A 14487-nucleotide genomic window follows, 5' to 3' on the forward strand; every position below is an offset into this window, starting at 1 on the left:
TTGCTCCTAAAATTTTTCAGGATAGATCAGCGCATACACAAGATATAGAAAGATAAACAAAGTAAAAATCGCAACGACTATCATTTTCGCTCACTCTCCGGTTCCTGAATCACTCTGCCGCACCAGGATAAAAAACCGCTGAACAGTGCGTAAGTGACGGCCAGCGTCAATACCATATACAGATCCAACATCGGTATCCCTCCAAAGCTTTCAATAGTAAGGTAAGGCATTCCCCGCATTCCGGTCTCAGCCTCCAGTTAAGGCTCTACTATTCCGGCCGCTGCGAGGCTAGCAAGAAAGATACATCGTGACTATTCGTATGAATCACAAAGCTGGCTCCAAGAGCTCTATAAATCAGCCTGGGATTGACGGAATGCGTAATGACGTAAATCGGCTCCGAGGTCCACATATGGCACACCCGGATATAGCGGCAGCACAAGTTCAGGCTGCTTTCGAACAAGTACACTTTACCTACGGGAAGCTCGGGCATCGCCCATGTTCTCTCCTCGGTAGTATCTACCAGAATAAAATGCTTTACTCCGATTTCCTCCAGCCTCGCTGCTTCCGACTTGCTGTTGACAAGTGCTGCGAAAGGAAGCTTCTGCAGCATTAATTTGCGGATGAAGGCTTCGCCTGTTTTGTTCGAGGCTGCAACCAGAATGAACTGCTGGCGTTGTTCCATACGACTCCTCCTACTTCGGTCAGAAAGAGAAGGCAACAAAAAAGAAGCCTGCAGGCTAGAGAAGAACTCTTCCCGTGGCTTCTTAAGGCACAGTGAATGAACCGTGTCTTATCGCACGACAATCGTTGCCTCTCTCGATACGCTTACGAGGTTAGCTGCCGGATTCGGGCGTGAGAGTCGCCCTACACGAGAGCATGCGCTAGCCTGCTCCTGTGATTCACCCCAATGGAAGCCCGATGGAAAAGTAGCTTTCGAGCTTCCGGTGGTTCCCCCGTTCCTTCCTATGAAGGACTCAGCGAAAAAGATGCAAAATATGGTTGGAAAACATCATGTTTGTACTTTCGGACAGAAAAAAGCCACAGAGGTCTAAGCCCTGTGGTCGCCGGTTCCGATCACAAGCTTCATCATCCTCTCTTCTTTGACAGCCCATATGCCTATTAAAAGGATAAGATAGCTGCCTTTCCAACGCTTACGAGGTTAGCTGCCGGATTCGGGCGGTGAGAGTCGCCCTACCCATGAGCATTTTGTGAAAAATTCTCATAGGATTCACCCCAGTGTCGACGTATCGGCAGCTCTCACACCGCCTTAACGCAACACGATTTTTGGTTCCCCCGCTTTCCTTGTGTCACAATATATAGGACAAAAGGAAACTCAGCGATTCGATAGTGGAAACTTTGTATGTCGATTCATGAGTTGAATCATACGCCGGACGCTTGTTACTGTAAAGAAACCCTGCATGCGAAATGGGGAACTTAAGGGGGATTCATGCGGCAAACAAGAATCAGATCTCGAAAATTCTCCATATAGCTTCGTTTATCTTGCGTTTTCTCCAAAAATGTGAGAATCAGCGAATAATGAAGCATTCGGAACGATATTCGCTGTCTTATCCCAATGATTTCGTTTTCATGTGCAATTCCCGTCAAAATATTGGAAATAATCGCCGGATTCCGGTTTTACATTACTTGGGTTTGGGAGTAAGATTCATTTCAACAACAGCATAATGCAAGCTTTAACGTTGAACTCCCGAATAGGGGAAGCGGGGGAACCAATCGAAGCCGCAGCAAGCAGCTTCAAGGGGTGAATCTTGGGACATTAGCTTCTATTGTTCCTGAGTAGGACACTCTCAAGTCCGAATCCGACAGCTAACCTCGTAAACGTGATTGAGAGAGAACCGCGACCGCAAGCTTATTTTACTGTGTAAAGAAGCCCGGAAGCAGAGTTTCTCTGCTCCTGAGGCTTTTTTGTGCTGTTCTATCCTAAAACTATAAGAGGAGATATGCCGTCATGATGAAATTATCGGATCCATTACCCCGTATGGGTGAACAAGAGGTATCTGAGTTCAAAATCGGCCATATGGAATTGTTTCGCTTTGATTGTAAATGGATTGAAAACCGGATTCAGACGGATTGCCGCGACTGTACATGCGGCTTGCTCAAGCTGTCCAGCGGCAGTGTATCCGGCTGGGCCGAATATATGGTTCCGGCATCAGAGAGGGCTACAGGCGACTTCGCCCGGTGGGCTTCCGTATTTACAATGCTGAAAGGCCTTACCATTCCTGAAGCATTACGCTACATCCAGAGCAGGAACGAGTCCTGGGGACCGATAAGAAGAGCTTTGGCGGAAACCGCCTTATCCGATCTCGCGGACCACTTGCACAATCCGTCGAGGCTGCACGAGCAGCAAGACCGGTCGCTGGAACGCGCCTTCTTGATTGAACGCTCGCAGGCTTATTTCGGATATTAAGGCTTGAGAAACCGGAGGAATCCGCCTCAATGAGCCTTCTGTTCGCAGCACTTTGCTTATCGGTGTTCATTGGGAAAGAATTGACTGGAGGTATATATGATAAAAGCAATTGTCACGGATGTACGACCGCATCAGCCGAAAAAATGCGCAGGCTGCGTTTGGGGAAGGTGGGACGGAATTAAGCAATATTGCTCCAGGGTCAACTGCATCAAGCGGATGAAAGCAGAGAAGAAGTAAGACGTGTCCATAAAATTCTGTTTTAATTTGGAAATTCCCTGTGATAAAATAGCGGTGTTTGCGGATGTTTCTATATATAGAAGCTCCGTAGAACCCGATTGCGAGGAAAGAAGGGCTCCGCCTTTCCGATCAGTCGGATTTATATTACGGGGGGCGTAGGGAAAGCCGATGAAATCTCGCTTGGTGCATGAAAATGAAACTACATTGTACACGGTTTGTGTAATCATCAGTATCTTAATTTATGTCAGTTTGATCGTATCCATTATAGGCATTGTGTACATCTTGATCGGATTGGCTGTCGCGCTTCTATTGCATGGGCTTATGGTTGCGGGGATCCGCAGCTCAGGAGTCAAATTAACGGAGCGGCAGTTTCCGATTGTTTATGAGAAAGTGCAGCAGCTAAGCAGCAGTATGGGTCTCAAAAACGCTCCGGACGTGTTCATCGTCCAGTCCGGCGGGATCTTAAACGCGTTTGCGACGCGGTTTTTCGGACGCAGCTTTGTCGTGCTTTATTCCGATATTTTCGAGCTGATCGAGCAGGGCAACGACGAGGAATTAACCTTCGTCATAGCCCATGAGCTGGCTCATCTGCAGCGCAAGCATGTGTCGAAGCAGATGCTGATTTTTCCCGCAATGTGGATCCCATTCCTGGGCAACGCCTATTCCAGAGCATGCGAGTATACGTGCGACCGTATTGCGACGGCTTACACAGGCAATGCGAATGCGGCCATTCGCGCATTGACGGTGCTCGCGGTCGGCAAGCAGCTGTTTAACCGGATCAACATCCCGGATTATTTGGAGGAAAGCCGCCGGGAGCGAGGGTTTTTCATCGCATGGTACGAGCTGCTGTCGACGCATCCTCCGCTTCCGAAGCGGATTACGGAAATATGGCAGTTCCATGCCCATCCTCAGCTGTTTGGATACGAGACCAGCCGCTTTGAGGCGATGGAACCGCCTTCTTCCATAACCTTGTAAAGGGATTCGTCTCCGGCATAAAACACCTCCTTTTGTCTCATAGTAAGCAGGAAGGTTATGAAGACATGAGGAGGTACACGACCATGGCGAAATATGACTCCAGCCTGCAATCGCAAAACCCGATTTCCCAGGCGCAAAATTCCGTCAATACGGCTCACAACGCGGTGACGCAAGCGCAAAGCCATCCGAGCGAGCAGCTGATTGAGCAAGCCGAAACGGCCGTAGAACGTGCAGAGCGTGCGATCGAACAGGCCAGCTTCAGCCATAACCAGAAGGCAGTGGACGAAGCAAGGGCTGATCTGGCGGAGGACCAGGCAGCTTTGCAAAGCTTGACTCCTATGGAGAGCCCGGAAGAAACCGAAACGTATTGAGCGGCGGTTGAAATCAATAAGGGGTTTCCCCATATAGCTGCAGCATGAGACCTGTAAGGCCGGTGTGATTCGCCGGCTGGCAGGTCTTTTTTGCATTAACGGCAAAGCCGCGCCAACTGCCGAAACAGATGGCTATGGCAAAAAAAACGTTACTTGCAAGCAGACGGCTAAGAAATGCTTTTCCCGCGGGGCATGTGCTACAATGAGAGAATAAAAACCGATTCTGACTGCGGGATGGTGAAGGAAACATGTCGAATCCTCCATTGGAGCTTGTTCTCGATGCGAAGGCAACGTTAGGGGAAGGGCCGTGCTGGGATCAACGGAGCGGCTTGCTGTACTGGGTCGATATTAAGGAAAACGCGGTTCATGCCTATGATCCGCATCAAGGAACGAACCGGACGGTTCATCTGGATCAGATGGTAGGAGCGGCGGTAGCGCGGGAGTCCGGAGGTCTTGTACTGGCGCTTCAGCATGGCTTTCACCTGCTGGATATGACAACGGAGCAGCTGACCTTCCTAGCCGATCCCGAGAAGGAGCTTACCGACAACCGATTTAACGATGGCAAATGCGATGCCGCGGGGCGGTTCTGGGCGGGAACGCTAAGCTTTGAGGAGAAGGAACCGGTAGCTGCGCTCTATTGTCTTGAGACTGACGGAACGGTCCGTCAGGCGCTGGACGGGGTAATTGTCTCCAACGGGCTTGGCTGGAGTCCCGACGGGCGGACGATGTACTACGTCGATTCCATGACCCGCAAGGTGTCCGCCTTCGATTTCGAGGTGGAGACGGGACGGCTAAGCGGCAGACGGACGATCGTGACCATCCCTGAAGGCGGAGGCTTCCCGGACGGCATGGCCGTCGACGAGGAAGGCATGCTGTGGGTAGCCCAATGGGACGGCTGGCAGGTATCGCGCTGGAATCCGTCGACCGGCGAGCAGATCGGCGCGATACGTGTCCCGGCCGCCCGCGTGACCTCCTGCGCATTCGGCGGACCGAACAACGATGAATTATATATAACGACGGCGCGTACGGGCTTATCGGAGGAGTCGTTGGCAGGGCAACCCCTTGCCGGCGGATTGTTCCGCGTGAAGCCGGGCGTTGCCGGGCTTCCGACGTACCGGTACGGCGGTTAATTGATAGGATCAGGGAGCTGGAGCGGGAATGATACAACAACTTATCGATCTGGTGGAAGGGCAGCTGCTGCCGCAATTGCAAATTGAAAGCATACATCCTCACGATCCAGTCGTCGTGCACCATCTTCCGAAGCCATGGAAGCTGCTGGGCGCAGGGAATTACGCGGCAGTCGTCACTCACCCGGATTTCGCCAATTTTGCAGTCAAAGTATACGCTCCCGGCCGGCCCGGACTGGAGGACGAGGCGGAGGTGTACCGGCGGCTCGGCAGCCATCCGGCATTCTCGGAATGCCTCCATGCTGGCGGCTCGTATTTGATTCTACGGCGGCTGACCGGCGTGACGCTGTATAACTGCATCCTTAGGGGCATCCCGATACCGCGAAGGGTCATCCACGATGTGGACGAGGCGCTGGATTACGCCAGAAGGAAGGGGTTGAACCCGCATGACGTGCACGGCAAAAATGTCATGCTCAAAGACGGACGCGGTATCGTCGTGGACGTGTCCGACTTTTTGAAGGAGGAGCCGTGCTCGATGTGGGACGATTTGAAGGCGGCGTACGACCGCTTCTATTTCCCGGTCATAAGAAGGCTTCCCGTGCCCGAGTTTTTGCTGACCGCGGTTAGAAAAGGGTACCGGTGGCTGAACGATCATGCCCGCACCGGCTCGGATTCCTGAAACCAGGGGTAGACGATTCCGTATAACTAGTAAAACCCGATAAAACAATAAATGAAAGATGGTGCCGCGATGTCATTTTTCAAAAAAATGTTGGCTAGTGTAGGAATTGGTTCCGCTAAGGTGGATACGCAGCTGCATACGGAGCGTTTGGCTGCAGGTGAAGAAGTACGGGGCGTCGCCGTTCTGACCGGGGGCGAGCTGGAGCAGCAGATCGACAGTCTGTATTTATTCGTCAAAACCCAATACATCAAAGAAGAAAATGATCGCAAAGTAACGAAAGAAGCCATTATCGATAAAATTTTAATCTCAAGCGCGTTCACGCTGGGCGCTAATGAAAGACGCGAAATTCCGTTCCGCTTTGTGTTGTCTGAGCAAACGCCGATCACGCTGCGCCGGACTCCGGTGTGGATTGAAACGGGGCTGGACATCAAAATGGCCGTCGACCCGACGGACCGCGATCTGATCGAAGTGCTGCCGCATTCCCATATGGGCACGGTGCTGGATGCGCTGGAGGATCTCGGCTTCCGGCTGCGGGAAATAACGAATGATTATTCCCCGCGGCTCGGACAAGGGCTGCCTTTCGTGCAGGAGTTCGAATTCGTGCCGAATGCCGGCCCGTTCCGCGGATTGCTGGATGAGCTGGAGGCGCTGTTCTTCCTGAAGGGCGACGATCTGGAGCTGTTCCTGCAAATCGACCGCCGGGCAAGAGGACTGGGCGGGTTCTTCTCAGAGGCGATGGGCGCCGATGAGAGCTTCATCCGCTTTACGATCCCCGGGGATCAGCTGCGGAGAGGATCCGGTTATATAGCGGATCAGCTTCAGGAATTGATTCGAAGATATACGTAACCAAGGCTGAAGCCTGTTAGGCTCGCGGGTCATGACGACCTGCGGGCCTTTTTCCATATGGCCTTCTTAAGAAGAGCAGCCATCATACATTATCGGAATAACGGGCATACTAACGCCGAATTCAACATCAAGGAGGGTTCTGGCGCTTATGGCGAAAGATAAAAGCATGAAGCCGGTCTCGAGCGACGAAGTGGAGACGGACGGCATCTACGAGAACGAATGGGGACGTGAAGAGACGCTGAAACGCGGCGACGAGTTTCCGTACGATCCGGCGATGGGACAAACCGAATGGGAGCTCGTCAGTCTTCCGCTCGAGAGCCAGGAAGAGGAAATGTACAAGGATACCAAAGGAAATACGAAATCGAGACTTCACATCGATCAAAGCGATAAGTAATACGCTGACTCAGCCTAGCGGGGCTACTGGAATAAGAGATGAAATGGCATCTGCAGGCTATGGGAGCTGTGGATGCTTTTCCTATGCAGAACGATATCGCAGATTCAACCGGGTGAGAACCGGGTAAATATCTTGTACAGCAGATGGTTGTAGAGCTTGTCCATAAAAAATCAAAATACCGTTTGAGGAGTGTGAGCCCTATGTCTACAGCAACAGCAACAGCGTCGATTGAAAAAGTGTTGAACAAGCAGGTCGCTAACTTTGGTGTACTATATATTAAGCTGCATAACTTTCATTGGTATGTAAAAGGCCAGCAGTTTTTCACGCTGCACACCAAGTTCGAGGAACTGTACAATGAAGCAACCATACACTTGGATGCTATCGCCGAGCGACTGCTAACGTTGAAGGGCAGCCCTGTGGCCACGATGCAGGAGATGCTGCAGGAATCCACCGTCAAGGAAGCGACAGGCAAAGAAAAGGCGGAAGACATGGTTCGCACGCTGGTCGACGATTTTAATAAATTAATCGATGAGCTGAAGGAAGGCATGGAAATTGCCGAAAAAGCGGGAGACGAAACGACCGGCGACATGCTGCTTGCTATCCATGGCAGCCTGGAGAAGCATAACTGGATGCTTAGATCGTTCCTGGGATAAGAAGCCAATTACGGGCTTGATGATAAAAACGGCAGGACAAACGATAGGTTTGTTCTGCCGTTTTTTATTTTGTAACCATGCTAGGCTTATGATGGCGGTGGCAAGGCTGCGGCGATTCGCTTTCCTGCCCAACCTTTAGGTATAATAAGGAAAGATGAAGACTCCAGATGGTTGCAGCTCATTTTAACCAAGGGAGGCAAGCAAATGAGCAATCGATTTCGCAGCAACAGCTTGGCGGCGTTCAGCCTGGCGTGCATGCTGCTGGCCTTGTCCGCATGTGAAGGCACGAAGGAAAGTAAGCCTGCCGCGCCGGCGGCAGCTCCGACACCTGCACTCGGTAAGCCCGCTGATTCTGGGAAGGAAGCCCCGATGCCGTACACTAAGGAAGTGGTCGCCACGAAGCTCAATGTACCGTGGGACATGGACTTCGCCCCGGATGGGCGCATCTTCCTGACCGAGCGCGGAGGAACGATCCGCGTCATCGACAAGGGCAAGCTGCAGGATGAGCCGGCGTACCGCTTCGATGCCCCGATGCAGAGCAAGGGGGAGGGCGGCCTTCTGGGCATGGCGCTCGATAAAGACTTTAAGACGAACCATTACCTGTATGTATACTATACGTATCAGGAGGGCGGCCAAACCCGCAACCGGGTGATTCGCATGATCGAGAGCGGCGGCAAAGTAAAGCCGGATAAAGTGCTGCTCGACAATTTGCCCGGAGAAAATATTCATAATGGCGGCAGAATCAAGGTAGGGCCGGACGGCCTTTTGTACATAACGAACGGGGACGCGAGCAAGCCGTCGATTGCACAGGATGTGACGCAGCTTGGCGGCAAAATATTGCGGATTCGCCCGGACGGCACGATTCCGCAGGACAATCCGTTCCCCGGCTCTCCGGTCTATAGCCTGGGCCACCGCAATCCGCAAGGCTTGTCATGGCATCCGGAGACGGGCAAGCTGTACAGTACGGAGCATGGGCAGACCGCGCACGACGAGGTGAATCTGATCGAGCCGGGGACCAACTACGGCTGGCCGCTGATCGAGGGCGACGTGTCTCAGGTTCCGGCGAAGGATGCAGGGAAGCTGGGGCCAGGCCCTCTCAAGGTGCCGATCCTGCATAGCGGGACAACGACATGGGCGCCGTCGGGTATTACGTTCGTCACCAAAGGCCCGTGGAAGGGCAACCTTATGGTCGCGAATCTGCGAGGGACACAGCTGCAGCGCATGATCCTGGGCAGCGACGGGACATCGGTCGCCAAGGTCGAGGAGCTGTTCAAGAACGAGCTCGGCCGTATTCGCAATGTCGCAGAAGCGCCGGACGGATCGCTGTACATTATAACCAACAACCGCGATGGACGCGGCAAGCCGACGGCGGATGACGATCAGCTGATCCGGCTGAAGCCGGCATTTTAAAACATCAGGGACTAGATTGATCGGAACGGAGAATGACATTCATGCAATCCATAGCTTCATTACTGAACGAGCTGACAGGGAATCGCTCTCTCATTCAAGCGACGCTCAGCCAGGTGCGCGTTAACGATCCGCAGGGCTGCAGCAAGGTGACGGTGAAGCCTGTCGAGCTAAAAGGCCAGCTGCATTACCAATTCAGCTCCTTCTGCGGCAGCAAGGTGCTGCACGATAATCTGCTGCCTGAAGAGGCGGCCGAACGAATGAACGGTCTGCTTACGGATACGTTCCGCCAGGCGCTGCTGCAGGCGGCGGAAGCCGACTATCAGGTGCTGATCAGCAAGAAGGGGAAGGCGGGCATTCTGAAGAAGCCCCCGACGAAGAAGCTCCCCGGGCAGCACGCGCATAACCGCAAAAAAAATTACGTGCTGGAGGAAGGAACGCCGATTCCGTTTCTGGTCGAGCTCGGCATTATGAATAGCGAAGGGAAGGTGCTGGCGAAGAAATACGATAAGTTCCGCCAGATTAACCGGTTCGTAGAGATGATTGCCGATGTGGTACCGCATTTGGCGAAGGACCGGACGCTTCATATCGTCGATTTCGGCTGCGGCAAGTCGTATCTTACGTTTGCACTGTATCATTATCTTAAAGAAGTGCAGGGCCTGGACATCCGGGTGATCGGACTTGATCTGAAGGAAGACGTGATCCGCCATTGCAGCCAGCTGGCCGAGAAGTTCGGGTACGACCGGCTGGAGTTTCTCATCGGCGATATCGCACAGTATCAGGGCCTCGACCGCGTGGACATGGTCGTTACACTGCACGCTTGCGATACGGCTACCGATGCGGCGCTGGAAAAAGCGATCCGCTGGCAGGCCGACGTCATCTTGTCCGTGCCGTGCTGCCAGCATGAGCTGTTCCGCCAACTGGAGAGCGATGTGATGGAGCCGCTGCTTCAGCACGGTATTTTGAAGGAACGGTTCTCCGCATTAGCCACGGACGCGATCCGGGCCAAGCTGCTCGATATCATGGGCTACAAGACGCAGCTGCTCGAGTTCATCGATATGGAGCATACGCCGAAGAACGTATTGATCCGGGCGGTAAAAGGAAAACAGCCTACGGCAGCGGAGCGGGCTGCTTTGTTTGCCGGCTATGCGGAATTCCGCCGCTTCTTGAACGCGAAGCCGTATCTCGAGCGGGCGCTGGAGCCGGAGCTTCGGCCGCTGCTTGAGGCTCATTCGATGTGATAAACGGGAAAATGGAACCTTGCGGAGCGGAGTGAGGGGATCTCCCGAATCCGTAACCGTATTTGCTTCTTTCCAAGGCATTAGTCAGCATGAACAGAGTCCGGATGAGCCGAAGTACGCCTCCGGGCTCTTTCTTTTTATATACTTGGCCGGTCTTAATGGAAGTAACCGAAAGCATGAGAGAGGAAGGGATGGGACGAATGGGGACGATGGAGAAAAAATTGCTTAAAGGCGGCATTTACGGCTTCATTATCGGGTTGCTTATCGCGATTCTGTTTGTTTCCGACGAGTTCGTATACCGGAGCGGAGCGCTGGCGGGAGCCGTGCAGTATCCTATGAGAGAATACATAGTCAAGCTGCTGCGTGTTGCGAGCGGCTTCTCCTTGGCAGCCGTTGCGGGAGTATGGTTCCACGAGTGGATGCGCCGCGATAAGCAGGAGCAAGAGGGGCCATCGTTTTGGGGAGGCTTCTTGAAATCGTTTCTGATCGTGCTTGGCTGCATCATCGTTCTGCTGCTCGCCGCTTCTTTATGGAGAAAGTTCGTATAGCCGCAAGCAGCCGGAGCGTTCTATAAGTTTGTTTTTTAAAATGTCATATTTTGGCGAAACTATTGGGTCTATTTTCCTATCCCGCGTTGTATAATGGGTGGAATATAAACCGTACCTTGTCGCCGGGACTATCGGTACATTAACGATGGGGTCCGGAGCATCCGCGGTTTATAGCAGCACAGCAAAAGCGGAGGTGGCCATATGTTGAACCGTTTCGCCTCGTTAACAGGCAAATTTATGACGTTCACCGGCGTAATTCTATTGGTACTCATGGGAGTGATTTACGCTTATGAGTGGCAGGTAATTAATCGGGATGCCGAAGCTCAGCTTCTGGAAAAAGGAAACAGCATGGCGGTCTCGCTGTCCCGTACGCTGCAGAGCATTACCGAGGACGATATCCGCAAAGGGCTCGTGCTGAACAACGGCACTCGGTTGTCGGGAGAAGAGCTGAAGCGCCGTTTGTTCGACCAGACCTTGAAGGTCGTGCCGGAAAGCGAGCAGGAAGCGCGCAAACGGTCGCAGGAAGCGGCTTACGCGGATGGCAAGCAGACGCTGTATGACGGCAGGGTCGTTCCGCTCGCACAGTACGAATTGAAATATACAAGCGCATTTGATGAATATACGGATGAGCGGTGGCAGTCGGTTATCGACGGATTTTTGACGGATGAGAATGTGTTATTCGCCGTAGCTGCCATGAATTCGGACAATCCGGAATATGCAGGATATATACCGACGCACAACAGCGCCTACAGCCCGCAAGGTGAAGCCTCCAGGGACAAATGGGGGCAGGAGGGGCTGCTCAGCCAAAAATACCGCGCCAACCGTGTCTTCAACGACGAAACAGGGTATCGTTCGGCGACGGTGAAGGATGCGTCAAAGGCGCTGCTGCAAAAATACCCGCGTTCGCTGGAAGGGAAAGTCGTCGAGACGTGGAACGTCTCTTATCCGCTTACGATTGACGGGAAGCATTGGGGCGGCGTGCGGATCGCCTTGTCCAAGGAAGGCTCTGATGCCCTGGTGGCCAAGCAGCGGCTGCTGATGGGGCTTGCCTTCGCCCTGCAGTATGTTGTCGTGCTGGCGCTGCTGTTCGTCCTGTCCCGGCTCATTGTCGCCCGCAGACTGCAATTCGTGCTTCGGGCGGCGGCTAACCTGAACTCGCACGAGGCCGATTTGACATACCGCATTCCGGTCAAGGGTAAGGACGAGATGGCGCAGCTTGGGGCGGAAGTGAATCATTTCCTGGCGCATCTTCAAGATATGATCGGAACCGTAAGAGGAATGTCCCATCAGGTCGGCACCATATCGGGGAGTCTTACGCAAAGCGCCGCCCAATCGTCGGCGATGGCTTCAGACATGACGCGAACCGTCCGCGAGATGGCGGCGGGAGCGGAGAACCAAGCCTCCGGCGCTGAAGACAGTGCCAAAGCGATGGAGGAGATGGCTGCGGGCATTCTGCGCATTGCGGAGGCTTCGGCGCAGGTGAATGTCGGGACGCAGCAGCTCGTTCAGCAGGCCGAGCTGGGCGGGGCGTCGTCGGAGCAGGCGATGCGTCAAATGAACGTCATGAGCGAGTCCGCGTTCCAGGTCGGTGAAGCCATTCGCCATTTGGACGAAGGGATGCAGACGGTCGGCGAAATGGCGGATGTCATCTCGGGCATCGCGTCGCAAACAGGCTTGCTAGCGCTTAACGCCGCGATTGAAGCGGCTCGGGCCGGGGAGCACGGCAAAGGCTTTGCCGTCGTGGCGAGCGAGGTCCGGAAGCTGGCCGATCAATCGGTGGCATCGGCTGGGCAGATCCATGACAGGGTCGAAGGGCTCCAGTCGTCGATGAGAGCGGCTGTACAGGCCATGAAGCAGGGCAGAACGGAAGTCGAGTCGGGCGTGAACCAAGTCGAACGAGTGAAGGAAGCGCTGGACCTAATGGTCGGCATGGTACACCGCATTTCCGAGCAGATGGAGGAAATCTCCTCTGCAGCGGAGCAAATGACCGCCGGTACCGAGGAAGTGACGGCAGGCATCGAAGAAATGGCCCGAATCGCCGGCTCCGCCTCCGATCACGCGAACCAGGTGGCTGAAGCATCCGGCGTTCAACTCCGTGTCTCGGAGGAGGCGAAGGAGCAGTCGGATACGCTTCGCGAAGCGGGACGCAAGCTGCAGGAGGCCGTTGACCGGTTCAAAGTGTAACCCGGGGGGAACGGGTGAGCTTGTTGAGAATCTCGTGATATTGTTAAAGGGGGGGACCTGGAGACGGGATCCCCCTTTTTTCGTTTGGTCGAGGATGTTATTGTGCCGGATTACGGAAAAACGGAAACGAAAAAAAGCCTGTCGACACCGGAGGGTAGGCGATCGGACAGGAAATCCGTTATTCCCCTGAAATAGGCCGATTTTGCATCGTTATCGGACACAGAGGCCGCTATTTGGTGATTTTTCCAGCAAAAATAATGCATTTGAACCGAATAACGGATCTAGTGTCCGATCACTCCGCAAATAGTGCTACTTTTGGTAAAATAACGGATCTGCGGTCCGAATCACAACCAGCTTCCGCCGATTCTATCATTCGCCGTATTGCTGGCCATGAAGCTGTGGTAGAATAGGAGACGTATTAGAGAGCCCGCACGCATAGCGGGCCAAAGCGGCGGATGAGGTGTGGCAGCGTGGGCTATGTACTGCTTTTATTGGCGACATTGTCTTGGAGCTTTGTCGGGATTTTGGTCAAGACGGCTTCCACGATGGTGGACAGCACGACGATTACGTTTGCGCGGTTCGCGATAGGGATCGCGTTTCTTGGCTTGCTGCTGCTCTGGAAGCGCGGCAAGATCGATTTGCGCACGAGAATGAAATGGATTTGGATCGGTGCGCTCGGGAAGAGCTGCAACTATTTTTTTGAAAATTTGGCGCTGTCGATCGGATTCTCCTACGGCAACATATTGGTGGGACCGATTCAAACGGTCATTTTGCTTTTCATCTCGGCTTTTTATTTCAAGGAGCATGTCTCCGCCCGCGGCTGGGCTGCGGCGGCGATGTGCATAGGCGGCGTGCTGCTCATAAGCTGGAACGGGCTTCCGCTGCACGAAATGCTGGCAAGCAACGGGCTGACGACGTTCTTGTTCGTGCTGTCGGCCATCGGAACGACGTTTCATGTGCTGAGTCAAAAGATGCTGATCCGCACGATGGATGCGGAGAATATGAATTTCTCCGTCTTTTTCTGGTGCTCGCTGCTGATGGCGGTGCCCTTGCCGTTCCAGGCTCATGCGACCGGTCCTGTCAACGGATGGGGGATCGCTGCACTGATAGGTCTCGGACTGATCACGGGTCTCAGCTTCAACTGGTTCGCGCAAGCGCTCAAGAAGGTCAGCTTCGCCGTAGCGGTCATTGTCAGCAATACCGGCGTGCTGTTCACGATAGCGTGGTCGTACTTGTTTTTTCATGATCCGATCACGATCTATATTATCGGCGGAGCGGGGGTCTTCGTTGCGGGACTGCTGCTGTTGAACTGGCCTGTAAAGCAGGAAGCGAGACTGGCCAAGAAGCGGCAGCTTGAGGCGTAGAGGAACATGCGCTTACGGAATTCAAATGGAGAGTAT

The 14487-nt window shown here is 53.6% G+C and carries 15 protein-coding genes and 3 riboswitches; of the genes, 13 read left to right on the forward strand and 2 right to left on the reverse strand.

What is annotated here, in order from left to right:
* Positions 1–6: 6 nt before the first annotated feature.
* Complete coding sequence (locus tag ACFQ88_RS27850) at positions 7–84, reverse strand: potassium-transporting ATPase subunit F (protein WP_379459449.1); 78 nt, start codon at positions 82–84, stop codon at positions 7–9.
* A 184-nt stretch (positions 85–268) separates the two neighbouring features.
* A complete protein-coding gene (locus ACFQ88_RS27855) occupies positions 269–682 on the reverse strand; it encodes a hypothetical protein (protein ID WP_379459321.1) in 414 nt (137 codons plus the stop codon).
* Between the two features lie 124 nt (positions 683–806).
* Positions 807–990, reverse strand: a riboswitch (cyclic di-AMP (ydaO/yuaA leader).
* Positions 991–1133: 143 nt separating this feature from the next.
* Positions 1134–1349, reverse strand: a riboswitch (cyclic di-AMP (ydaO/yuaA leader).
* Positions 1350–1685: 336 nt separating this feature from the next.
* Positions 1686–1854, forward strand: a riboswitch (cyclic di-AMP (ydaO/yuaA leader).
* A 112-nt stretch (positions 1855–1966) separates the two neighbouring features.
* Between ACFQ88_RS27855 and ACFQ88_RS27860 the strand changes: the two genes are divergently transcribed.
* From ACFQ88_RS27860 to ACFQ88_RS27920, 13 genes are all read left to right on the forward strand, one after another.
* Entirely contained in the window at positions 1967–2425 is a 459-nt protein-coding gene (locus ACFQ88_RS27860; protein WP_379459323.1) for a hypothetical protein, read from the forward strand.
* A gap of 405 nt (positions 2426–2830) precedes the next feature.
* Positions 2831–3637, forward strand: coding sequence for a M48 family metallopeptidase (locus tag ACFQ88_RS27865; protein ID WP_379459325.1), 807 nt, complete (start codon positions 2831–2833; stop codon positions 3635–3637).
* Positions 3638–3720: 83 nt separating this feature from the next.
* Positions 3721–4008, forward strand: a complete 288-nt coding sequence (locus ACFQ88_RS27870) for a hypothetical protein (RefSeq protein WP_239630780.1) — start codon at positions 3721–3723, stop codon at positions 4006–4008.
* 248 nt (positions 4009–4256) lie between these two features.
* On the forward strand, positions 4257–5138 hold the full coding sequence (locus ACFQ88_RS27875; protein WP_379459327.1) for an SMP-30/gluconolactonase/LRE family protein: 882 nt from the start codon (positions 4257–4259) through the stop codon (positions 5136–5138).
* A 28-nt stretch (positions 5139–5166) separates the two neighbouring features.
* A complete protein-coding gene (locus tag ACFQ88_RS27880) occupies positions 5167–5814 on the forward strand; it encodes a serine/threonine-protein kinase (protein WP_239630782.1) in 648 nt (215 codons plus the stop codon).
* Between the two features lie 69 nt (positions 5815–5883).
* Positions 5884–6660: a sporulation protein gene (locus ACFQ88_RS27885; protein ID WP_379459330.1), complete on the forward strand. Its 777-nt coding sequence runs from the start codon at positions 5884–5886 to the stop codon at positions 6658–6660.
* Between the two features lie 148 nt (positions 6661–6808).
* A complete protein-coding gene (locus ACFQ88_RS27890) occupies positions 6809–7054 on the forward strand; it encodes a hypothetical protein (RefSeq protein WP_239630784.1) in 246 nt (81 codons plus the stop codon).
* 200 nt (positions 7055–7254) lie between these two features.
* Entirely contained in the window at positions 7255–7707 is a 453-nt protein-coding gene (locus tag ACFQ88_RS27895; RefSeq protein WP_239630785.1) for a Dps family protein, read from the forward strand.
* A gap of 204 nt (positions 7708–7911) precedes the next feature.
* A complete protein-coding gene (locus ACFQ88_RS27900) occupies positions 7912–9117 on the forward strand; it encodes a PQQ-dependent sugar dehydrogenase (RefSeq protein WP_379459332.1) in 1206 nt (401 codons plus the stop codon).
* A 41-nt stretch (positions 9118–9158) separates the two neighbouring features.
* A complete protein-coding gene (locus tag ACFQ88_RS27905) occupies positions 9159–10355 on the forward strand; it encodes a class I SAM-dependent methyltransferase (RefSeq protein ID WP_239630787.1) in 1197 nt (398 codons plus the stop codon).
* Positions 10356–10531: 176 nt separating this feature from the next.
* On the forward strand, positions 10532–10903 hold the full coding sequence (locus ACFQ88_RS27910; RefSeq protein ID WP_379459334.1) for a hypothetical protein: 372 nt from the start codon (positions 10532–10534) through the stop codon (positions 10901–10903).
* 201 nt (positions 10904–11104) lie between these two features.
* Positions 11105–13087 carry a methyl-accepting chemotaxis protein gene (locus ACFQ88_RS27915; RefSeq protein WP_379459336.1) on the forward strand — a complete coding sequence of 661 codons (1983 nt, stop codon included), beginning with the start codon at positions 11105–11107 and terminating at the stop codon, positions 13085–13087.
* 470 nt (positions 13088–13557) lie between these two features.
* Positions 13558–14451: a DMT family transporter gene (locus tag ACFQ88_RS27920; RefSeq protein WP_379459338.1), complete on the forward strand. Its 894-nt coding sequence runs from the start codon at positions 13558–13560 to the stop codon at positions 14449–14451.
* Positions 14452–14487: the final 36 nt, after the last annotated feature.

The sequence above is a fragment of the Paenibacillus sp. NPDC056579 genome, from assembly GCF_042793215.1.
In the GTDB taxonomy this organism is placed as follows: Bacteria; Bacillota; Bacilli; order Paenibacillales; family NBRC-103111; genus Paenibacillus_S.

Excerpts from the sequence above, each read along its gene's own strand:
- ACFQ88_RS27860 (WP_379459323.1), top strand. The coding sequence starts at position 1,967 with ATGATGAAATTATCGGATCCATTACCCCGTATGGGTGAACAAGAGGTA.
- ACFQ88_RS27900 (WP_379459332.1), top strand. The coding sequence starts at position 7,912 with ATGAGCAATCGATTTCGCAGCAACAGCTTGGCGGCGTTCAGCCTGGCG.
- ACFQ88_RS27870 (WP_239630780.1), top strand. The coding sequence starts at position 3,721 with ATGGCGAAATATGACTCCAGCCTGCAATCGCAAAACCCGATTTCCCAG.
- ACFQ88_RS27865 (WP_379459325.1), top strand. The coding sequence starts at position 2,831 with ATGAAATCTCGCTTGGTGCATGAAAATGAAACTACATTGTACACGGTT.
- ACFQ88_RS27850 (WP_379459449.1), bottom strand. The coding sequence starts at position 84 with ATGATAGTCGTTGCGATTTTTACTTTGTTTATCTTTCTATATCTTGTG.
- ACFQ88_RS27910 (WP_379459334.1), top strand. The coding sequence starts at position 10,532 with ATGAGAGAGGAAGGGATGGGACGAATGGGGACGATGGAGAAAAAATTG.
- ACFQ88_RS27890 (WP_239630784.1), top strand. The coding sequence starts at position 6,809 with ATGGCGAAAGATAAAAGCATGAAGCCGGTCTCGAGCGACGAAGTGGAG.
- ACFQ88_RS27915 (WP_379459336.1), top strand. The coding sequence starts at position 11,105 with ATGTTGAACCGTTTCGCCTCGTTAACAGGCAAATTTATGACGTTCACC.
- ACFQ88_RS27885 (WP_379459330.1), top strand. The coding sequence starts at position 5,884 with ATGTCATTTTTCAAAAAAATGTTGGCTAGTGTAGGAATTGGTTCCGCT.
- ACFQ88_RS27905 (WP_239630787.1), top strand. The coding sequence starts at position 9,159 with ATGCAATCCATAGCTTCATTACTGAACGAGCTGACAGGGAATCGCTCT.
- ACFQ88_RS27895 (WP_239630785.1), top strand. The coding sequence starts at position 7,255 with ATGTCTACAGCAACAGCAACAGCGTCGATTGAAAAAGTGTTGAACAAG.
- ACFQ88_RS27855 (WP_379459321.1), bottom strand. The coding sequence starts at position 682 with ATGGAACAACGCCAGCAGTTCATTCTGGTTGCAGCCTCGAACAAAACA.
- ACFQ88_RS27875 (WP_379459327.1), top strand. The coding sequence starts at position 4,257 with ATGTCGAATCCTCCATTGGAGCTTGTTCTCGATGCGAAGGCAACGTTA.
- ACFQ88_RS27880 (WP_239630782.1), top strand. The coding sequence starts at position 5,167 with ATGATACAACAACTTATCGATCTGGTGGAAGGGCAGCTGCTGCCGCAA.